The sequence below is a fragment of the Pseudomonas sp. LBUM1664 genome (assembly GCF_059695895.1).
The window spans coordinates 3,028,991-3,048,461 of record NZ_CP166791.1; the positions used below are offsets into that span (position 1 = coordinate 3,028,991).

General features: G+C 59.8%; 19 protein-coding genes. 6 read left to right on the forward strand and 13 right to left on the reverse strand.

From position 1 onward, the window contains the following. Positions 1-691: 691 nt before the first annotated feature. Together ACA047_RS14125 and lpxO are read left to right on the forward strand one after the other, a co-directional pair. The gene (locus ACA047_RS14125) at positions 692-1,315 is read left to right on the forward strand and encodes a TetR/AcrR family transcriptional regulator (RefSeq protein WP_497359949.1); all 624 of its coding nucleotides are present in this window, start codon (positions 692-694) and stop codon (positions 1,313-1,315) included. 360 nt (positions 1,316-1,675) lie between these two features. Further along, entirely contained in the window at positions 1,676-2,575 is a 900-nt protein-coding gene (gene lpxO, locus ACA047_RS14130) for a lipid A hydroxylase LpxO (protein ID WP_497359951.1), read from the forward strand. Here the strand turns inward: lpxO and ACA047_RS14135 are convergent. Then, on the reverse strand, positions 2,562-2,774 hold the full coding sequence (locus ACA047_RS14135) for a hypothetical protein (RefSeq protein ID WP_497359953.1): 213 nt from the start codon (positions 2,772-2,774) through the stop codon (positions 2,562-2,564). The genes lpxO and ACA047_RS14135 overlap by 14 nt on opposite strands. A 33-nt stretch (positions 2,775-2,807) precedes the next feature. Then, positions 2,808-3,698: a non-homologous end joining protein Ku gene (gene ku / locus ACA047_RS14140; protein WP_497359955.1), complete on the reverse strand. Its 891-nt coding sequence runs from the start codon at positions 3,696-3,698 to the stop codon at positions 2,808-2,810. A 224-nt stretch (positions 3,699-3,922) separates the two neighbouring features. Between ku and ACA047_RS14145 the strand changes: the two genes are divergently transcribed. The 4 genes from ACA047_RS14145 to ACA047_RS14160 all read left to right on the forward strand — a co-directional run bounded on the left by ACA047_RS14145 (position 3,923) and on the right by ACA047_RS14160 (position 7,391). Further along, on the forward strand, positions 3,923-4,264 hold the full coding sequence (locus ACA047_RS14145; RefSeq protein ID WP_497359957.1) for a hypothetical protein: 342 nt from the start codon (positions 3,923-3,925) through the stop codon (positions 4,262-4,264). A 47-nt stretch (positions 4,265-4,311) separates the two neighbouring features. Beyond that, positions 4,312-5,460, forward strand: coding sequence for a PQQ-dependent sugar dehydrogenase (locus tag ACA047_RS14150; protein ID WP_497359959.1), 1,149 nt, complete (start codon positions 4,312-4,314; stop codon positions 5,458-5,460). 262 nt (positions 5,461-5,722) lie between these two features. Next, positions 5,723-6,730 (forward strand): threonine ammonia-lyase, biosynthetic, encoded by a 1,008-nt coding sequence (gene ilvA, locus ACA047_RS14155; protein WP_497359961.1) that lies wholly within the window; start codon positions 5,723-5,725, stop codon positions 6,728-6,730. Between the two features lie 379 nt (positions 6,731-7,109). Then, positions 7,110-7,391 carry a DUF1652 domain-containing protein gene (locus tag ACA047_RS14160; protein WP_497360350.1) on the forward strand — a complete coding sequence of 94 codons (282 nt, stop codon included), beginning with the start codon at positions 7,110-7,112 and terminating at the stop codon, positions 7,389-7,391. An 85-nt stretch (positions 7,392-7,476) separates the two neighbouring features. Here ACA047_RS14160 and ACA047_RS14165 read toward each other — a convergent pair whose 3' ends face one another. From ACA047_RS14165 to ACA047_RS14215, 11 genes are all read right to left on the reverse strand, one after another. Further along, positions 7,477-7,740, reverse strand: a complete 264-nt coding sequence (locus ACA047_RS14165) for a DUF2790 domain-containing protein (protein ID WP_497359963.1) — start codon at positions 7,738-7,740, stop codon at positions 7,477-7,479. Between the two features lie 202 nt (positions 7,741-7,942). After that, complete coding sequence (locus tag ACA047_RS14170) at positions 7,943-8,881, reverse strand: carbohydrate kinase family protein (protein ID WP_497359965.1); 939 nt, start codon at positions 8,879-8,881, stop codon at positions 7,943-7,945. 12 nt (positions 8,882-8,893) lie between these two features. Next, the gene (gene xylB, locus ACA047_RS14175) at positions 8,894-10,381 is read right to left on the reverse strand and encodes a xylulokinase (RefSeq protein ID WP_497359967.1); all 1,488 of its coding nucleotides are present in this window, start codon (positions 10,379-10,381) and stop codon (positions 8,894-8,896) included. A 54-nt stretch (positions 10,382-10,435) separates the two neighbouring features. Beyond that, on the reverse strand, positions 10,436-11,917 hold the full coding sequence (locus tag ACA047_RS14180; protein WP_497359969.1) for a mannitol dehydrogenase family protein: 1,482 nt from the start codon (positions 11,915-11,917) through the stop codon (positions 10,436-10,438). Positions 11,918-11,932: 15 nt separating this feature from the next. Next, positions 11,933-13,036 carry an ABC transporter ATP-binding protein gene (locus ACA047_RS14185; RefSeq protein WP_497359971.1) on the reverse strand — a complete coding sequence of 368 codons (1,104 nt, stop codon included), beginning with the start codon at positions 13,034-13,036 and terminating at the stop codon, positions 11,933-11,935. 39 nt (positions 13,037-13,075) lie between these two features. Beyond that, a complete protein-coding gene (locus ACA047_RS14190; RefSeq protein ID WP_497359973.1) occupies positions 13,076-13,906 on the reverse strand; it encodes a carbohydrate ABC transporter permease in 831 nt (276 codons plus the stop codon). Between the two features lie 10 nt (positions 13,907-13,916). Beyond that, positions 13,917-14,849 (reverse strand): carbohydrate ABC transporter permease, encoded by a 933-nt coding sequence (locus ACA047_RS14195; protein ID WP_497359975.1) that lies wholly within the window; start codon positions 14,847-14,849, stop codon positions 13,917-13,919. 150 nt (positions 14,850-14,999) lie between these two features. After that, positions 15,000-16,310 (reverse strand): ABC transporter substrate-binding protein, encoded by a 1,311-nt coding sequence (locus tag ACA047_RS14200; protein WP_497359977.1) that lies wholly within the window; start codon positions 16,308-16,310, stop codon positions 15,000-15,002. 291 nt (positions 16,311-16,601) lie between these two features. Beyond that, on the reverse strand, positions 16,602-17,507 hold the full coding sequence (locus ACA047_RS14205) for an AraC family transcriptional regulator (RefSeq protein ID WP_497359979.1): 906 nt from the start codon (positions 17,505-17,507) through the stop codon (positions 16,602-16,604). A 165-nt stretch (positions 17,508-17,672) separates the two neighbouring features. Next, positions 17,673-18,965 carry a glycosyltransferase gene (locus tag ACA047_RS14210; RefSeq protein WP_497359981.1) on the reverse strand — a complete coding sequence of 431 codons (1,293 nt, stop codon included), beginning with the start codon at positions 18,963-18,965 and terminating at the stop codon, positions 17,673-17,675. Positions 18,966-19,042: 77 nt separating this feature from the next. Further along, positions 19,043-19,414 carry a response regulator gene (locus tag ACA047_RS14215; protein ID WP_497359983.1) on the reverse strand — a complete coding sequence of 124 codons (372 nt, stop codon included), beginning with the start codon at positions 19,412-19,414 and terminating at the stop codon, positions 19,043-19,045. Positions 19,415-19,471: the final 57 nt, after the last annotated feature.

The following is a 19,471-nucleotide window of genomic DNA, read 5'->3' on the forward strand; positions in this document are numbered from 1 at the left end:
TATTGGTGAAGACGACCCGGCCAAAAAACTCATTGCCTTGGGTGCAGAGATGAAGCCAGGTTGACCATGCGGTCGTCAGGCGAGTGTTGGCAGCCAGGAGCAGGCTGGAAGTAGTCGTGAAGAGGTGTGAGGAAGAGGTGTGAGGAAGAGGTGTGAGGAAGAGGTGGGCGCAGAAACTTGCTGGCTGAATCTGCATGCCGCATTCAGTTGAGGCACTATCACGCCCACAACGTGAGTGACGTCTGTGGATTTCATGGCGCGGCTGGATGCAGCACTGTCAATGAATTCGTTAGCGCGCCAGTGCTCGATTTTTCCGAGCTCGGCTTGGCTCTCGGGGAGCGCGCGTTCAACAGGCGTTAGGCTCATGGTCGATCTTCTTCTTATTAGTTTGCGTGTCTGTTTCTACAGCGCTGAACGATTTTTGAGACTTTGACCCAGTCTCTATCTTGTGAGCGACGTTCATATATTCGCATGGTGTTATGTATATAAATAAACGGGGCATTTCGCAAGCGCTGTCTTGAGCTACGCTTGGGGATAATTGAAACGGCCGTTTAAAAAGAACTCACCCGTCACTGTAAGGCTTAAGAAAGGCGCTTCCAGCGCCAGTGGCCAAGCTTGCTGTAGAGGCGCCTGCAAGGCATTTTCGTTTGTAACATGGAATTTCATCCACATTCAGGAGTGTATATTACATATGGCATCTACAACGCGTGAGGATAAGCGACAGGAGACCCGCGCCAGGCTGCGGTTTGCGGCGGCAATCGTTTTTGCCCGGCAGGGTGTGAAAGGGGCGTCTATCGATGGTCTATGTGAGGCTGCCGGCTATTCGCGAGGGGCGTTCTATGCGAACTACTCGACCAAGGAGGAGTTGCTGCTTGAGCTGATGACCGAGATGTTGGTGCGCGAAAGCGGTGCTTGGCGGCAGCTAGTCGATGAGGCGCTCAACGTGGAGTCCATGTTGGAAAAAATTGCAGAGCGCTTCCAGCGTTTCAACCAAACTGGAGATTGGGGGCTTCTTGCTGCGGAGTTGCAGCTGCACGCAGACCGCGCCCCTGAGTTCGGGAAGAGCTATTACCGGTTTATGGAGCAGCATCATGCGGATGTTGCCGAGATGTACGTGGCTATCTTCCGCAAGGCCGGCAAAGCCCCCCCCGCGCCTGCAGAAGATATTGCGGCCTCGGCGATGAGCGTGGGCAACAGCCTGTCGCTCCAGGGTTCCCACGGCGTGCGTAAGAACGACCCGGACTATGCACGCAATATGTTCGTGCTTTACCTGCGGGGCCTGATAGCCATTGGCGAGCCTCTCCAGAACGCTTGAATGCTTGCAGTCACCCAAGCCAGGGCGCAGATCGCCTGCCTCAAATCAGGCGAGGGGTTCAGGAAGGCGAACGACCAGGCCATCTCGTTCCGGGGTGACAGTGACCTGGCAAGTTTTGCATGAGCTCAGCAGGGTTGATTGACTGTATCGGCCAAAGAAGGGCGCGTGAAGTTTGGCTGCGACTGTACTGATCTGGACGCATAACGATAGGGTATTGCCCGGGCAAGACAGTTTTTCACAACTAAGAGGTAACCTTCGCTTACAAACCGAGGTTAAAATGCCATCTCACTCGACGCCACCTCCCTTGCCGCTCGGCTGGCCGGGGGAGCAGCCCGTTTACTCCAGATTGTGACGGATTCTGTGAAACTCATCATTGCCGCGATCTATATCCTGTCCATCGGCTACGTGCACCTGCGCGGGCGTGTGCGACATAAATTCGGACGCCAGTTAAGCGACCACTCGTCCTTCCTCGCTCCGATCAATTGCCTGCTTTACCTGTGCTCCAAACTTCCCAACAAGCCTTTCCTGAGCCCGGTGGACTTCCCGGACCTGAGCCCGTTGCAGGCCCATTGGCAAGAGATCCGTGCCGAGGGCCAGAGCCTGCTGGAGGCAGGGGAGATCAAGCGCTCCAACCAGTACGATGACGTTGGCTTCAACTCATTTTTCAAGACCGGCTGGAAGCGCTTTTACTTGAAGTGGTACGGCGACAGCCACCCCTCGGCCATGAAGCTCTGCCCGCGCACCACCGAGCTGGTGCAGGGCATCGGCTCGATCAAGGCGGCGATGTTCGCTGAATTGCCGCCGGGTTCGAAGCTGGTTCGTCACCGCGACCCGTATGCCGGCTCCTATCGGTATCACCTGGGGCTGCAAACGCCCAACGATGCCGGCTGCTATATCAATGTCGATGGCGAGCATTACCATTGGCGTGATGGCGAGGCGGTTATGTTCGACGAGACGTTCATTCATTACGCCGAGAACACCACGCCACACAACCGCATCATTCTATTTTGCGACGTGGAACGGCCGATGAAATTCCGCTGGGCCGGCGCATTCAACCGCTGGTTCAGCCGCACCGTGATGGCCGCCGCCGGAGCACCCAATGACGCCAGTGACAGGACAGGCGGCCTGAACCGGGCGTTTTCCAGGCTTTACAAGATTCGTCTGCAAGGCAAGGCGTTGAAGAAACGCAACCGCACGCTGTATTACCTCCAGAAATGGGCGTTCTTCGGGGGCCTGCTGGCGATCTTCATCTGGATCTGAACGTCATTGCGTGGGCTTCTGGGCGTCCAACTGCTCCCACATCCTGGCCGTGATCCACTGGCGTGGCCAACTGTGGCACCAAACGTTCGGGCAGCCGGCTTTCATCGCCCGTCTTGCCTCGCCGGACGTGGCGGCGGCCCTTTATTTCGTCCGGCTGTGCATCGGACGCACGGGCAGATTCACTCTTGGCCTTGGCCATGACAGTTTCCTTTGTATTGCAGGCGCCCGGGGGTTAGCCCCGGGAGGTCTTGGTGGCTTTTTTAGCGGGAGCGGACTTGCTGGTCTTCGCAGGTTGCGCAGCGGTTTTGGCGGTGGGTTTGTCCGGCGCTTTGCCTTTGCTGCCCAGGCTGCGCTTGAGCAGTTCGGTGAGGTCGATGATGTCGGCGCTCTTGCGCTGTTCTTCGCCTGGGTCGGTTTCCACCGCTTCGAGCCGGCCCTCTTTGGCCTTCTTCTCTACCAATTCCATGATCTTGTCTTCAAAACTGTCACGGTAGTCTTGCGGTTCCCAATCGGCGCTCATGTCTTGCACCAGGCGCTTGGCCATTTCCAGTTCGCCCTTGGCGAGGGTCGGATGAGTGACCTCGTCGCCCAGTTCCAGGATGTCGAGCTCGCGTACTTCCGCTGGCCAGCGCAGCATCACCAGCACCAGCGCGGATTCCAGAGGCATGAGGGCCGCCAGGTGCTGGCGGGTGTGCAGCACCACATGGGCCAGGGCCACTTTGTTGGTCTTGATCAGGGTTTCGCGCAGCAGTGCGTAGACTTTGCCGCCGCGTTTGTCGGGTGCAAGAAAGTAGGGCGTGTCGATGTTTTGCAGCGGGATCTTCTCGCTGTCGACAAAGGAAAAGATATCGATGGTCTGGGTGGATTTAGGGTGGGCGGAGCGAATTTCCTCTTCGCTGAGCACCACGTATTGGCCTTTCTGGTACTGGACGCCTTTGACGATGTCCTCTTTGGTCACTTCCTTGCCAGTGACCTTGTTGACCCGCTTGTAGCCCACCGGGTCCATGCTGCGTTTGTCCAGCCAGTCGAAGTCCACGCCCTGGGATGAGGTGGCCGACACCAGTGCCACAGGAATGTGGACCAGTCCGAAACTGATTGCGCCTTTCCAGATTGCCCGTGCCATGGTGGAGGATTTCCTTGCCGGTGAATGTCTCTCTGGTGACCTTCAGGTTTTGGGGAAAGTTTCCATGGCGCGCCGACTGGCTAAGGCCATTGCCCTAACGCAAGCCTCATTTTAGAGATGCCTGGTTACATCTTCGGGCGGACATTTCGCTTAACAATGGCGAACCTGCGGCGTAGCGTGCTTTCGATATGTTTGACGATATGGGTAAAGCACAGAGGTGCCGGATGAACAGGCTGATACTGGCCATCATGATGCTAATACTGACCGCAGCCGCTCAGGCCGCTACCCCGAGCCGTGGCCCTGTGGTCGTCGCTCAGAGTCAGCCAGACAACAACAACCCCTATAACAGCCCGACTCGCCGGACCAATCCCAACAGCATGCAGGGTACGCGGCCCAACGTGCCGACGACTCATAACAACCCGACGGTTCCTGCTCCCCGTCGACCGACCCTGGAAAATGGCGGAATCGGCAATGGCTACCCTCGCTCCGGGCAGCCTCCGCGCTCGCCACGATCCACCATCGAGTCCACCACGCCGACCAGGAACACAAACAACGGCAATCGCTAGGCGCAAAGCCCTGGCTGTCTCTTTCCACACCAAAGAAGGAAGTGTGCATGTTGCGTAAAACACTCCTGGCCGCATTTTGCGCCAGTGCTGTTCTGACCCTTGCCACGCCGGCCTCTGCCGCGCAAACCCAGCCATTGAAAAGCGAAGAGGGCACTCTGGAGGTGACCACCGTGGTCAAGGGGCTGGAACACCCCTGGTCCGTGGCGTTCTTGCCTGACCAGCAGGGTATGCTGGTGACAGAGCGATCGGGCAACTTGCGACGGGTGAGCGCCGAGGGTCAATTATCCGCACCGTTGGGCGGTGTGCCGGTGGTGTGGGCCAAGGGCCAGGGCGGTTTGCTGGATGTGGTGCTGTCGCCGGACTTCAAGCAGGACCGCACGGTTTACCTGTCCTATGCCGAGGCTGGTGAAGACGGCAAGGCCGGCACCGCTGTGGGCCGCGGGCAGTTGTCCGAAGACCTGAAGAGCCTGAAGAATTTCACTGTGATTTTCCGCCAGCAGCCCAAGCTGTCCACGGGTAACCACTTTGGATCACGTCTGGTTTTCGACCGGGACGGCTTTCTGTTCATTACCCTGGGGGAAAACAACGACCGGCCGACGGCCCAGGATCTGGACAAGCTGCAGGGCAAGGTCGTGCGCATTTACCCCGACGGCAAGGTGCCGGACGACAACCCCTTTGTCGGCCAGAAAAACGTACGTCCCGAGATATGGTCCTACGGCCTTCGCAACCCCCAGGGCGCCGCGCTCAACCCATGGAACGGTACGCTGTGGGAGAACGAACACGGGCCCAAGGGCGGCGATGAGCTGAACATCATCGAGCGCGGCAAGAATTACGGCTGGCCGCTGGCGACTCATGGCGACAACTACTCCGGCGCTCCGATTCCCGAAGCCCAGGGGAAAACCGTTGAAGGCGCCCTCGGCCCTCAACACGTCTGGCAGGTTTCACCGGGGCTCAGCGGCATGGCGTTCTACGACAGTGATCGCTTCAAGGCCTGGCAACGCAACGTGTTCATCGGCGCGCTGGTGTCCAAGAACCTGATCCGTCTGCAATTTGAGGGCGACAAGGTCGTTCACGAAGAGCGCCTGCTCGGCGAACTCCAGGAACGTATCCGTGATGTTCGCCAGGGGCCGGATGGTTACCTGTATGTGCTGACGGATGAAGACGACGGGGCGCTGTACAAAGTCGGGCTCAAATGATGTGCCGTGTCGCGCTTGTGGCGCGAGTTTGGGTGGGGGCAGCGAAACCGCGAACACAGCGCCAAAGGCTGGAACTTGCCATTGACTTGCCACCCACCCCCGGTTAATTTCCAACCATGACTTCCACCGTACTGCGCAGCCAGCCAAGCATTATTACCGCCATTCCTTATTTGGCGGGCTAGCTGACGACTGCACCCAACCCGCCCTAGAGGCGGGTTTTTTCTTTCTGTCTCCGGGGCTCCGTCCAAACCAGGAGACCGCCATGACCGTTACCCGCACCGAGCAAGCCCTGCTGGAACACTACGTTAAAAAAATTCTGGCCGCGCCGGTGTATGAGCTGGCCGTGCGCACGCCGCTGCAAGCGGCCCCAGCGCTGTCCGAAGCCTTGGGAAACCGGATCCTGCTCAAGCGCGAAGATTTGCAACCAACCTTTTCTTTCAAAATCCGGGGCGCCTACAACAAACTGGTGCAATTGACCCCAGAGCAGCGGGCCCGCGGCGTCATCACCGCGTCGGCCGGCAATCATGCCCAAGGCGTGGCGCTGGCTGCGCGGGAGCTGGGCATCTCGGCGAGCATCGTCATGCCGTTGAATACCCCGCAACTCAAGGTGCTAGGCGTGCGCAGCCGGGGCGCCGAAGCAGTGCTGCACGGGGAGAGTTTTCCGTTTGCCCTTGAATACGCGCTGGACCTGGCGCGGCAGACCGGACGGGAGTTCGTTTCGCCTTTCGATGATCCGGACGTGATCGCCGGACAGGGCACTGTCGCCATGGAAATCCTGCGCCAGCACCCAGGCAGCCTGGACGCCATTTTTGTCCCGGTCGGCGGCGGTGGGCTGATCGCGGGGATCGCGGCCTACGTCAAATACCTGCGCCCGGAAGTGCGCATCATCGGTGTCGAGTCGCAACACTCTGCCTGCCTGCAGGTGGCGCTGGCAGCTGGGGAACGGGTGACCCTACCGGATGTGGGCACCTTTGCCGATGGCGTGGCCGTGGCGCAGATCGGTGCCCATGGCTTCGACATCTGCCGCTTCTGTGTCGATGAAGTGATGACCGTTACCAACGACCAACTGTGCGCCGCGATCAAGGACATCTATGACGACACCCGCTCAATCACCGAGCCGTCGGGCGCCCTGGCGGTGGCAGGCGTCAAGCAGTACGTAGCCCGCACCGGTGCACGAGGTCAGACCCTGGTGGCAATTGATTCCGGTGCGAACATCAATTTCGACAGTTTGCGTTACGTGGCGGAGCGTGCAGCGCTGGAGGTCATTTGAATTTACATCCCGCGTCACACTTTTTTTGAAGCAGCCGACGGGTGCCCGCTCACCCCGCTGAAATAGGGGCTACTCTAGCTTCGACAGGATTGAAGCGATTGCAGTTTGCATGAAAAAAGCGCCGTTTCCTTGCATTTTGCACGAACAGTTCGGCGCGCGACGCTGCTAAGCGATTGATTTGTATCAATCCAGAATGTCGTCAATGCAGGCATACTTTTTGCGGGATTATTCAGGAGTTCGCTTCGCGGGCTCATTGATTATAAACGCCAAAAAACGAACGAACGGCATGGCTTTCATAGTTCCAGTCCGCATGGAAGAATCGGACGAAAATACCGCCGTCGTGAACTTAAATTGGCCGCCTCAACAGGAGAGAGTCGCCATGTTTTTATCTGCCCTCGAAATGCGCAACATCATTGAAAGCAGCTTGCTGCCTAAGCGCTCGCAATGCACCTTGTCACCTGATTTGTTGATGACGATCAAAATTTACGACGATCACGCAACCGATCGTGTGGCTTTGATCAAAACCGACATTGATGCCAACAAGCTCACAGGCTGTCGGGCAATCAATGACCTCATTGCCGAATTGCGCGCAGAGCTCGACCACAATCCCCAAGCCGGCAACCATTTTCATCAGCAACACCACCGGATGACGGGGCGCTAACGGCGGCTTTGTCTTTGGAAGTCTGACGCCAGGGTCCGGTCAACGTCCGAACTCGGCGTCCAGTTTTCTGACGTGCCGACGGCACTCAGTTTCCATAGCTGCAGGCATCCGATAGCTTGCGGTATGAGATATCACGGGTTTGCCCCGTCTTGTCGATGTATTCCATCTGCGCAGTCACGACCTCGCAATAAGGTGTTGACGGCTCCTTCATTGAAACCACTTTTTTGATCTCCAGCGGCATGCCATAGCGATAAGGCGTGGGCTGCCCGACGTTGTCGGCCTGGGCCATGCCGGTGATGCCGGCCAGTAGCATCAGAGATGAAGCGGCCATTAATGTACGAATGTTCATGGGCGGGACTCCGCAGCAGAGAAACATCGACCCGATGTCTAGACATCGGGCCTGCCGCGTGGGACCTCAGAAGGGGATACGCGGTCCAGGACAGTCTCGGATCGCGGGATTAAACGAGGGTTAAAGCCAAACGCTTGGCTTTTGCATGCGGCCAGGCACTGCCGAAGGCGGGGTCGCATTCGGCAGCGTCTGCGTAGCGTTGTCAGTTCAACTGCTGACGGTAGGGCAGGTCCGGCCCAGTCTTGCCACAGGTCAGGGATGCGGCATGCATGGCAAAGTCGAGCATGGCGTTGATCTGTTCCCGGGTCAGGGTGTGCAGGCCTTCGACCGAATCCAGTTGCTGTTCAGTGAGCCAGGTAATCAGCGCGGCCTGGAACGTGTCACCTGCCCCCACCGTGTCAGCAATCTTCACCGGGCAGGCCGGCATCGACCATGAGCCGTATTGGCGACTGAATACCGTAGCGCCCTGGCCGCCGCGGGTCAGGAACACCAGTTGGCAGCGATGCTCCAGCCAGCCTTCGATCACAGATTGGGGCTCAAGCTGGGGATAGAGCAGGCTCAGGTCTTCGTCGCTGACCTTGATCAGGTCAGCATATTGCACCAGCGTTGCGATGCGTGAGCGCCACAGCTCAATGTCCGGCTGCGGGTTGAGCCGCACGTTCGGGTCCAGGCTGATCAGGCGCTTGCCGCTCTCACGTTGCACCAGGGCCAGCAGCGTATCGGCTATCGGCTGCACCACCAGGGAAAACGACCCGAAATGCAAGCCGCGCACCTCTGGGCCAAGGACCGGTAGATGCTCAGCGGTCAATTGTCGGTCTGCACAGCCTTCGCCGCGAAAACTGTAGTGGGGCGAGCCGTTGGCGCCGACGGCAACCATCGCCAGGGTTGTCGGCGCGTCGAAGTCCAGCAGGTACTGCGCGCTGACGCCTTCATTCAGCAGCACTTGCTGTAAGCGTCGCCCCAGGTAGTCGGTGGAGAGCCCGGCAAACAGCGCCGACTCCACCCCCAGTCGACGCAGTCCCACCGCCACGTTGAATGGCGAACCGCCGGCGATGGCCTTGAAGTTCACCTGCGAGGCCGGGCCGCCAGTCTCGTTGTCACTGAAAAAATCAAACAGAGCTTCACCACACACCAGATACATAGTTGCCCACTCTCAAAGGGTTGCGACGTGTTTTCGATAATGTTCATAAGCTTGCTGGGACGCCGCGACATGTGCGGCAACTGGCCGGGTTTCGCTGGCCGGGTCGAGTTTGACGCAGCGCTCGCACAGTTCGGCGAGGTTCTCTTGCGCCCCTGAATGGCACCACGCTGCTTGAATAGCCGCGCCGAGGGCGGCGGCTTCGCTCTGTTCGGTGCAGATGACGGTGGTGTCCATGATATCGGCGACGATCTGCCGCCACACCGGGCTCTTCGAGCCGCCGCCGATCAGGCGAATGCTCTGGGCCTGGAGCCCGTTGGCCCGCAGCAGATCCAGGCCGTAGCGCAAACCGAAGGTCGTGCCTTCGACCACCGCGCGGCACAGGTTGGCCCGGGTCAGGTTGGTGGCTGTCAGGCCCAGCAGGCTGCCGGTGGCATGGGGCAGGGCGGGGACGCGTTCACCGTTAAGAAACGGCAACATGCAAACGCCCTCGGCGCCGATCGGGGCCTGGGCCACCTGGGCGTTGAAAGCGTCGATGTCCAGTTCCAGCAGCTCGCGTATCGCCCCGGTGGCGTTGGTCAGGTTCATGGTGCAGATCAGCGGCAGCCAGCCACCGCTGGATGAGCAGAAGGTCGCCACCGACGCCTCTGGGCTGACCGTAGGCTCTGCGGCATAGGCGTATACCGTGCCGGAGGAACCAAGGCTCATGGTAATCACGCCGGGCTGGATATTACCGGTGCCGATGGCGCCCATCATGTTGTCCCCGCCACCGCTGGCCACCACGGCGTGGGGGTTGATGCCCAGGCGCGCGGCAATGGCCGGGAGGATCCGACCGACCGGTTGATGGGCGTCGATCAGTTCCGGCAGCGCCGATTGCAATCGGTCGCTGGGGTCGATGTGTTGCAGCAACTGCACATCCCATTGACGGGTGCGCACGTTGAAGTAGCCGGTGCCCGAGGCATCACCGTATTCGCTGCAATGGCGACCGGTGAGCCAATGGTTGAGGAAGTCGTGGGGCAGCAGGATGCTGGCGATGCGGTTGAAAACATCCGGATGTTGTTCGCGGGTCCACAGCAGTTTGGAAACCGTGTAGCCGGGGGCAATGACCACGCCGAGGCGTTCCAGGGAGCCGCTTTCACCGCCCAAGTGCGCCAGGAGCCGGTCGTTTTCCGGCGTGGTCTCGGTATCGCACCATAGCTTGGCCGGGCGCAGGACCTGGCCCTGGTCATCGAGTAGCACCAGACCGTGTTGCTGCCCGGAGACGCCGATGCCGAGAATGGCCTGTCCATCGACGCCGGCGGCAGCCATCGCCTGATGGGTCGCCTGGGTAAACGCGTCAAGCCACTGCCCGGTATCTTGTTCGCGGCGTCCGTTGGGGCCGCTGATCATGGTGTGGGCAGCCGCGCCCAGGCCCAGGACCTGACCGCTGGTGGCGTCCAGGATCAGGGCCTTGGTGCCTTGGGTACCGCAGTCGATACCCAGGAACAGTTGTTGGTTTGCCATAAAAATCCTCGCATGACAGATCGTTCCCACGCAGAGCGTGGGAACGATCAACTACTACGTCGCGTCAGCCAACACCCGCTCAAGCGTCTGCGTAACTCCGTGCTCACGCAAGCTGTTGCAGCACCATTCGAATGCTGCCACGAACTCCGGCGAACGGGGGATGGCCGTGCCAAAAATTTCCTCGACCTCCAGCATCCGCTGGGTCACCAGGGCATCGTCAGCCACCAGCGCCTGACAGAACGCCGCCCGTGGGTCCGGGATCGAGTAGCTCACATCATTTTCGTCCACGCCCTTCAAGTACACGGCCCAGGCCGCCACCACCAACGCGGCGCGCCGGGTTTCGCCACCGTCGGCGATCAAACGGTTGATCGTCGGCACGGTGAATTTCGGAAACTTCGATGAGCCGTCCGAACACACGCGTTCCAACTGGTCGGCGATGGCCTGGTTGGAAAAGCGCTCCACCAGGGTGTTCTTGTAGTCGGTCAGGTCGATGCCCGGCACCGGGGCCAGCTGCGGGGTCACGTCCAGGTCCATGTAGGCACGAATGTAACGCACGAACAGCGGGTCGTTCATGGTCTCGTGAACGAAACGGTAGCCCTTGAGGAACCCCAGGTAGGTCAGCGCCAGATGACTGCCGTTGAGCAGCTTGATTTTCATCTCCTCATAGGGCGAAACGTCATCGGTGAACTGCACGCCGACCTTTTCCCAGGCTGGGCGACCGTTGACGAATTTATCTTCCAGCACCCATTGCACGAAGGGTTCGCAGACCACCGGCCAGGCGTCATCGATACCGTGTTCGTCGTGCAGTTGCAGGCGATGGGCGACGCTGGTCATGGGGGTGATGCGGTCGACCATGGCGTTGGGGAAACTCACGTTGCGGTCGATCCATTGCCCTAGGTCGGCGTCGCACAATGCGGCGAAGGCCAGCAGGGCCTTGCGCGTCACTGCGCCGTTGTGGGGCAGGTTATCGCAGGACATCAGGGTAAACGCCGGGGTGCCGGCGGCACGTCGCTTGGCCAGGGCAGCACAAAGGAAGCCGAATACGGTTTTCGGTTCGTCGGGATGAGCCAGGTCGTGCTGGATCTGCGGCAGGTGGGCCATGAACTCGCCATTGCTGTCGTCGATGCAATAGCCACCTTCGGTGATGGTCAGCGAGACGATGCGGATCTGCGGGTCGGCCAGTTTGTCGATCAGCGCCTGGGCGCCGTCTTCGGCCAGCAGCATGTCGGCGATGGCGCCGATCACCCGGACTTCGGTGTCATCGGTGTCACCCAGTTCGTACAGGGTGAAGAGGTAGTCCTGGCTGGCCAGGTCATCCCGGGCGCGGCGATCTTCGGCCCGCAGGCCCACGCCGCAGATGGCCCAGTCCAGGTCTGCGCCGGTGTTCATCAGCGCGTCGGTGTAATACGCCTGGTGGGCCCGGTGGAAGCCGCCGACACCGATGTGGGCGATGCCCTGGCGAGTCTCGCTCAAGGAATAGGCGGGCAGGGTGACCTCGGGGTTGAGGTTGTGCAAGTTCTGTCGGTTGAGTTTCATCGCAAGTCTCGGCATTCAGGCGGCGGCGCGCAGCGCACGGGTGACCGCCACGCCTTCGGCATCGAATAGGTGGCAGTGTTCGGCATCCAGGTGCAGGTTCAGTTGCTCACCGAAACGGCTCGCCAGATCGCCGCGAACCCGCATGGTCAAGGCTTCGCCGGACGCGGTCACGACGTGGCAGAACGTATCGCTGCCCAGTCGCTCGCTGACATCGGCGGTGACTTGCAGCGTGCAATCACCCGGTTGTGCGAGGTTCAAGTGTTCCGGACGGATCCCCAGGGTGACGTCGCCGCCGACGTTAAGGCTGGCACCGCTCAGCGGCAGGCTGATACGGGTGCCAGCGTCCAGCAGGACCTCGCAGCCCTGGCTGTCGAGCCGCGTGACCTTGCCCTTGAGAAAGCCCATTTTCGGTGTGCCGAGAAACCCGGCGACAAACAGGTTGGCCGGTTGGTGATACAGGTCCAGCGGCGAGCCGACCTGCTCGATGCGCCCACCGTTGAGTACCACTACTTTGTCGGCCAGGGTCATGGCTTCGACCTGGTCGTGGGTCACGTAGATCATGGTTGCCTGCAGTTCCTTGTGCAGCCGAGCCAGTTCCAGGCGCATCTGCACCCGCAGGGCGGCGTCGAGGTTGGACAGCGGTTCGTCGAACAGGAAGATTTTCGGGTTGCGTACGATGGCCCGGCCGATCGCCACACGCTGGCGCTGGCCGCCGGACAGTTGCTTGGGCTTGCGCTCGAGCATCGGCCCCAGTTCGAGGATGCGCGCCGCTTCATTGACCTTTTTCTCCACCTCGGCCTTGGGCACGCCCGCCAGGTCCAGGGCAAAGGACATGTTCTTGCGCACGCTCATGTGCGGGTAGAGGGCATAGGTCTGGAACACCATCGCCAAGTCGCGCTTGGCCGGGCTGACTTCGGTGATGTCCCGGCCATCCAGTTCGATGGTGCCGTCGCTGACCTCTTCCAGGCCGGCGATCAGCCGCAGCAGCGTGGACTTGCCGCAGCCCGACGGGCCGACGAAGACCACGAACTCACGGTCGCTCACTTCAAGATCGATGCCTTTGATGATGGAGAAGCCTTCGAAACCTTTTTGCAGATTCTTGATTTTCAGGTTGGCCATGAGGGTGGGCCTCCACTTCTGATTATTGTGTAAGGCGCGTTATTTAACGGCGCCGAAGGACAAACCGCGCACCAGCTGTTTCTGGCTGATCCAGCCAAAAATCAGGATCGGCGCGCAAGCCAGGGTCGAGACGGCGGACAACTTGGCCCAGAACAGGCCCTCGGGGCTGGAGTAGGAGGCGATCAACGCCGTCAGTGGCGCGGCTTTGGACGAGGTCAGGTTCAGCGACCAGAAGGCTTCGTTCCAGCACAGGATCAACGACAGCAGCACGGTGGACGCCAGGCCGCCCTTGGCGATTGGCAGCAGGACGCGAACCATTTCCTGCCACAGCGTGGCGCCATCCAGACGCGCGGCTTCGAGGATGTCGCGAGGGATGTCCTTGAAGTAGGTGTAAATCATCCAGACCACGATCGGCAGGTTGATCAGCGTGTAGATAATGATCAGTGCAGTCCGTGTGTCCAGCAGGCCAAAGCTCTTGGCCAGCAGGTAGATCGGCATCAGCACGCCCACCGGCGGCAGCATTTTGGTAGAGAGCATCCACAGCAATGTGCGTTTGGTGCGCTGGGTTTCGTAGAACGCCATGGAGTAGGCCGCTGGCACTGCAATCAGCAGGCAAAGGGCGGTGGCACTGAAGGAAATCACCACCGAATTCCAGGCGAAGCTGAAGTAGTCGCTGCGCTCGTTGATGTGCAGGTAGTTCTCCAGTGTCGGCGTGAAGATGAACTGCGGCGGCGTGGCGAACGCATCGATTTCGGTCTTGAAGCTGGTCAGCACCATCCAGAAAATCGGAAAGAAGATCAGGATCGCAATGGCCCAGGCCAGCGTGCCCAACAGCAGGCTTTGCAGGCGACGGGATTGTTGAAGGGTCATGGCTGCGGCCTCAATTCTTGTCGGTGAGGTTTTTGCCGATCATCCGGACCAGGATGATGGCGGCGATGTTGGCGATGACCACGGCAATCAGACCACCGGCCGAAGCCATTCCGACGTCGAACTGCACCAGCGCCTGGTTGTAGATCAGGTAGGCGAGGTTGGTGGAGGCATAGCCGGGGCCACCGTTGGTGGTGGTGAAGATCTCTGCGAATACCGACAGCAGGAATATCGTCTCGATCATCAGCACCACGGCAATCGGGCGGGCCAGGTGCGGCAGGGTCAGGTGCCAGAAAATCGCGATCGGGCCGGCGCCGTCCAGGCGGGCGGCTTCTTTCTGTTCCTGGTCGAGGGACTGCATGGCCGTCATCAGGATCAGGATCGCGAAGGGCAGCCATTGCCAGCTCACGATGATAATGATCGACAGCAGCGGGTAGTGGGCCAGCCAGTCCACCGGCTGCGCGCCGAACAGTTTCCACACTGAAGCCAGGATCCCCGAGACCGGGTGAAAAATCAGGTTCTTCCAGATCAACGCGCCCACGGTGGGCATGATGAAAAATGGCGAGATGAGCATGACCCGTACGATGCCGCGACCGAAAAACTCACTGGCCTCCAGCAGCGCGCTGATCAACACCCCCAGCACGATACTGATCAGCAACACGCTGCCCACCAGCAACAGGGTATTGGTGGCACCGGGCATGAACCCCGAATCGGTCAGGAAGTAGCTGAAGTTCTCCAGCCCCACGAACTCATTTTCACCGGGGTAGAGCAGGTTATAGCGGATCATCGAGAAGTAGACGGTCATGCCCAGCGGCACGATCATCCACAGCAGCAACAAGGCCACCGAAGGGCTGACCAGGAACCAGCCGGGGTTCGCCAAGCGGCTCTTGCGAGCCGGCTTGGCGATCTCGATGGGCGCTTTGGCAGTTGTTGTTGAACTATTCATGGCATTAAACCGATTTTTGTGGGCCTACAAAAATCCCCTGTGGGAACGAGCCTGCTCGCGATAGCGGACGGTCAGGCAACACACATATTGAATGTGTTGACCTCATCGCGAGCAGGCTCGCTCCCACAAAAGGTAGAGCGGCGGCGCGGGTTACTTGGGATACCCGGCGCGCTTCATCTCGCGTTCGGTGGTCTGCTGGGCGGCGGCCAGGGCCTGGTCGACGGTGGTCTGGCCGATCAGGGCGGCGGAGAACAGCTTGCCGACCTGGGTGCCTACCGCCTGGAACTCAGGAATGGTCACCAGCTGGATACCGATATACGGCACTGGCTTGAGGGTCGGCTTGCTCGGGTCGGCGGCCTTGAGCGACTCCAGCGTCACCTTGGCGAACGGCGCAGCGTTCATATAGGCCTCGCTGTAGGTGGAGGCGCGAGTGCCCGGCGGTACGTTGGCGATGCCATCCTTCTCGGCAACCAGGGCGCCGTATTCCTTGGACGTGGCCCAGGTGCTGAAGGTCTTCGCCGCGTCCTTGGCCTTGGAGCTGGCGGGGATCGCCAGGGCCCAGGAATACATCCATGCCGAGCCCTTGTCGGTGACCTGATGAGGCGCGTAGGTGAAGCCGACGTGATCGCTGACTTTGCTTTGGGTCTTGTCGGTGACGAAGGAGCCGGCGACGCTGGCATCGACCCAGATCGCGCACTTGCCGCTGTTGAACAGGGCCAGGTTTTCGTTGAAGCCGTTGCTCGACGCCCCCGGCGGGCCAGACTTCTTCATGGTGTTGACGTAGAAGTTCAGGGCGTTTTTCCACTCGGGGCCGCTGAACTCCGGTTTCCATTGTTCATCGAACCAACGCGCGCCATAGGCGTTGGCCAGGGTGGTGATCAATGCCATGTTTTCGCCCCAACCGGCCTTGCCCCGCAGGCAGATACCGTACTGCTCCTGGTCGGGTTTGCTGAGTTTGGCGGCGAACTCACCGATCTGCTCCCAGGTCGGGCGCTCCGGCATGGTCAGCCCGGCGTCCTTGAACAGGTCGGTGCGGTAATAGGTCATCGAGCTTTCGGCGTAGAACGGCAGGGCGTAGAGCGAGCCCTTGACCGACAGGCCTTCGCGTACCGATGGGAATATATCGTCGAGGGCATAACTGGCCGGCAGATCTTTCATCGGCTCCAGCCAACCCTTGGCGCCCCAGAGTGCGGCTTCGTACATGCCGATGGTCAGCACGTCGAACTGCCCGCCTTGGGTGGCGATGTCGGTGGTCAGGCGTTGACGCAGCACGTTTTCTTCGAGCACCACCCAGTTCAGCTTGATATCCGGGTGCTCGGCCTCGAAGGTTTTCGAGAGCTTTTGCATGCGGATCATGTCGCTGTTGTTGACGGTGGCAATGGTGAGGGTCTGTGCGCCGAAACTGACGCTGCTGAGGGTCATGCAAGTGGAGACAAGCAGAGCTTTTACCGAAGGTTTCATCGCGCACTCCTTTTCCGCGCCCGGTAGGCTGCAGAAGGACAGTTATTGTTTTTGTGTCTTCCGGATGAAGGGAAGAATGTGCGCTGATTACAGCCCTCAATGGACGGCGTGACAAATCATCCGTCGCACTGGTGCTGATACTATTTTGCACTTGATAGAAATTTCACAGAGCTGTTGGAGCTGCCGAAGGCTGCGATCTTTCTGCTCACGACTCAATTGTCTGGTAAAAGATCGCAGCCTCGTTGCACTCGGCAGCTCCTACAGGAGTTGTGAATCAGTCGGTTCTGTTGTTCAGCCCTGGTTCTGCTCGGTCAACCGCTGCACCGCCAGCCGCCGGTAGTGGGACGGGGTCATGCCCTTGAGCTGCTGGAATCGCCGATTGAAATTGGAAATGTTGTTAAAGCCCGATTCGAAGCACACATCCGTTACCGGTTTGTCGCCATCGGCCAGCAACTCGCAGGATTTGCTGATGCGCAGGCGATTGACGAATTCGATGAAACACCGGCCGGTGGCCTGTTTGAACACCCGGCTGAAGTAGGTGGGTTTCATGCCCAAGTGCTCGGCGACTTCTTCCAGGGGCAATTCCCGGGCGTAGTGGGCAAAAATGTAATCCACCGCGCGGTTGGTGCGATCGATGCTGTGCTCATCCGCCGCTTGCGAGGACGTGGCGCCGGACAGCAGTTGATAGTCATCCGTGGAGGCCAGCAGCTCCATCAGAATGAAAAAATGGCCCAGGCGGCTGATGCCCTGCGAGTCGGCGATACGCTGCATCAGGGTCATGGCCTGACGGATGGTGCGCTTGCAGCGAAATTCGATGCCGTACTGGGCCCGCTCAAGCAGCGGAGTGAGCGTCTTGAGCTCGGCAAACACCTGATGGCCGCTTTCGAACAACTCGTCGGTGAAATTCACCAGCATGTCACGCTTGGACACCACTTCGTTCTCGGCCACCTGGCTGATCCAGTTGTGGGGCAGGTTGGGTCCGGTGAGAAACAGCGACTGCGGATAGAAGTTGCCGATGTAATCGCCAATAAACACCTTGCCGGAACTGGCGACGATCAGGTGCAGCTCGTATTCCTTGTGGAAATGCCAGCGCACCAGCGGGCAAGGGAAGCCGTGCTGACGGTAAATGATGGACAGCCCGTTATGGTCGTCCATCAACTCGTAGGAAGGGTCGGTGACTCTTGCTGTTCGGGTCATGTGCCTGGCGCTTTTTTTGTTATCGCCGCTGGATAATGCCCCCTTCGTCGGGCAGGTGCTACCCCGGATGTCCTGCCGACGGCCGCTTGGCCATGCCTTTGGCAATGTGGGTGCTTACACAGTTGTACGCGATCGAAGGCTTGTCGAAGAAATCCACCTTCAGCTTCAGTTGTTGCGGTTTTTTTCTTCGATCCACTGGGACATGTATTGGGTGCTTTTGTGCTGGTGGTGACGCAGCATGCTGCCGGTGAAGTTGTCCCGGCGACGTTGTGCAAGGTCGGCACGGCAGGCGTCGATGCTTTCAATCAGTGCCGGGCCATGCACCTGTTGCCGGTAACGGTTCGCCAGCAAGGCCAGGCCGGCATCCCGGGCCTGGGTCCAGCGCGCCTGGTCGCTGTACAACTGCACTGCGGCGCGGGCGATGCCTTCGGCGTTTTGGGCAATCGACCCGGGCCAGGGCATGTCACCGTGCATGGCTTCGGCGCCGATGGGAGTGGTGACGTTCGGCGTGCCGCACAGCATGGCGTCGATCAGTTTGCCCTTGATGCCGGCGCCGAAACGCAGCGGCGCCAGGCAGATGCGTGCCGCTGACATGACCTGCAAGGCGTCTTCGGCCCAGTTCATGATATGAAACCCCTGGGCCGGATTGTGCAGCGCAGCAGCCTTGGGCGGGGTGTAGGCGCCGTACAGGTGCAGTTGTGCACCGGGCAGTTGCTGCCGAATCAGCGGCCAGATGGCATTTTTCATCCAGAGCACCGCGTCCCAGTTCGGCGCATGGCGAAAGTTGCCGATGCTCAAGAAGTGCGCGCGGTCTTCGAACGGTACGAGCGGTTCGCTCGGCAGGTCCAACATCAACGGGCACCAGTGCAACAGGCTGCGGGGCAGTCTGAAGTGTTCCACCAGCAGGTCGATTTCAACCTCGGACACCATCAAGTTGAGGTCGCAGCGGTACAGGGCGGCGATTTCCCGCTGGGCCAGGTCGGTGCTGGCCATCAGCTCGAACTCTTCACGCAGGGCGGGGGCGAAGAGGTCGCTGAAATCCTGAGAAGTATCATCGACCTTCAAGCGATCCTTCAGGCGCTGATGCCGGGCGTGGCGCAGGCTTTGCAGATCTGAGGTTTCCAGTATCCGCAGGGCACCAGGGCAGTGCTTCTCGACGCGCCAGCCGAATTGTTCTTCCATCATGAACTGGTCGAATAAAACGATATCCGGCGCCAGTTCGCAGATGAATGCATCGAAACTGCTGCTATTGAGTTCGATTGGCACTTCGCGGATGCCCAGCGCGATCAGGTCGGCGCGGTTCTCGCCGGGCCCCGCTGGGCTACTGAAGGTGATGTCCCAACCTTGCCCGAGGAAGGTTTCCAGGATCTGCATGACATGCCCGCTGGCTGCCGATGAACGCGGCTCGGGCCAGACATAGCCGATAACCAGGACCTTGGTGGCGGAGGGATGACGCATGAGCGGGTGCTTCCTTGGAACGAATCAGGCGCAGTCGGCGCACGGGGCGCCGATAGTGAACAAGAGTGCGGTCCGGCTCAAGAAAGAATTTTTTTGACCTTGTCGCGCAACTGATCGATGGAGAAGGGTTTGCCAATCATTGACATGCCTTTAGGCACATCAATGCTTTCGGCATACCCACTGGCAAACAGAATAGCCAGCCCCGGCCGCACCAATCGAGCCTGCGTCGCCAGCTCACGACCGTCCATGACCGGCAGGCCAACGTCCGTCATCATCAGGGCAATGGGTTGCTCTTTGTTATTCAGATGCGCCAGCGCCTGCTCAGACCCGTCCGCTTCCAGCACCCGGTATTTCAGCTCTTCCAGCACGTCGACAATCAACATACGCACAATGCTGTCGTCTTCGACTACCAGAATGGTGGGTTGAGTGGCGGAAGCGGGGGTGGACATAGTAGGCAATCTCGGAAAATGGGGAACGGGAACGGCACAAAAAAAAAGGCCTCATGT

What these genes read in the sequence shown, in the direction of transcription:
- ACA047_RS14125 (WP_497359949.1), top strand. Translation starts at nt 692, where the DNA reads ATGGCATCTACAACGCGTGAGGATAAGCGACAGGAGACCCGCGCCAGG.
- ACA047_RS14135 (WP_497359953.1), bottom strand. Translation starts at nt 2,774, where the DNA reads ATGGCCAAGGCCAAGAGTGAATCTGCCCGTGCGTCCGATGCACAGCCG.
- ku (WP_497359955.1), bottom strand. Translation starts at nt 3,698, where the DNA reads ATGGCACGGGCAATCTGGAAAGGCGCAATCAGTTTCGGACTGGTCCAC.
- ACA047_RS14145 (WP_497359957.1), top strand. Translation starts at nt 3,923, where the DNA reads ATGAACAGGCTGATACTGGCCATCATGATGCTAATACTGACCGCAGCC.
- ACA047_RS14150 (WP_497359959.1), top strand. Translation starts at nt 4,312, where the DNA reads ATGTTGCGTAAAACACTCCTGGCCGCATTTTGCGCCAGTGCTGTTCTG.
- ilvA (WP_497359961.1), top strand. Translation starts at nt 5,723, where the DNA reads ATGACCGTTACCCGCACCGAGCAAGCCCTGCTGGAACACTACGTTAAA.
- ACA047_RS14160 (WP_497360350.1), top strand. Translation starts at nt 7,110, where the DNA reads ATGTTTTTATCTGCCCTCGAAATGCGCAACATCATTGAAAGCAGCTTG.
- ACA047_RS14165 (WP_497359963.1), bottom strand. Translation starts at nt 7,740, where the DNA reads ATGAACATTCGTACATTAATGGCCGCTTCATCTCTGATGCTACTGGCC.
- ACA047_RS14170 (WP_497359965.1), bottom strand. Translation starts at nt 8,881, where the DNA reads ATGTATCTGGTGTGTGGTGAAGCTCTGTTTGATTTTTTCAGTGACAAC.
- xylB (WP_497359967.1), bottom strand. Translation starts at nt 10,381, where the DNA reads ATGGCAAACCAACAACTGTTCCTGGGTATCGACTGCGGTACCCAAGGC.
- ACA047_RS14180 (WP_497359969.1), bottom strand. Translation starts at nt 11,917, where the DNA reads ATGAAACTCAACCGACAGAACTTGCACAACCTCAACCCCGAGGTCACC.
- ACA047_RS14185 (WP_497359971.1), bottom strand. Translation starts at nt 13,036, where the DNA reads ATGGCCAACCTGAAAATCAAGAATCTGCAAAAAGGTTTCGAAGGCTTC.
- ACA047_RS14190 (WP_497359973.1), bottom strand. Translation starts at nt 13,906, where the DNA reads ATGACCCTTCAACAATCCCGTCGCCTGCAAAGCCTGCTGTTGGGCACG.
- ACA047_RS14195 (WP_497359975.1), bottom strand. Translation starts at nt 14,849, where the DNA reads ATGAATAGTTCAACAACAACTGCCAAAGCGCCCATCGAGATCGCCAAG.
- ACA047_RS14200 (WP_497359977.1), bottom strand. Translation starts at nt 16,310, where the DNA reads ATGAAACCTTCGGTAAAAGCTCTGCTTGTCTCCACTTGCATGACCCTC.
- ACA047_RS14205 (WP_497359979.1), bottom strand. Translation starts at nt 17,507, where the DNA reads ATGACCCGAACAGCAAGAGTCACCGACCCTTCCTACGAGTTGATGGAC.
- ACA047_RS14210 (WP_497359981.1), bottom strand. Translation starts at nt 18,965, where the DNA reads ATGCGTCATCCCTCCGCCACCAAGGTCCTGGTTATCGGCTATGTCTGG.
- ACA047_RS14215 (WP_497359983.1), bottom strand. Translation starts at nt 19,414, where the DNA reads ATGTCCACCCCCGCTTCCGCCACTCAACCCACCATTCTGGTAGTCGAA.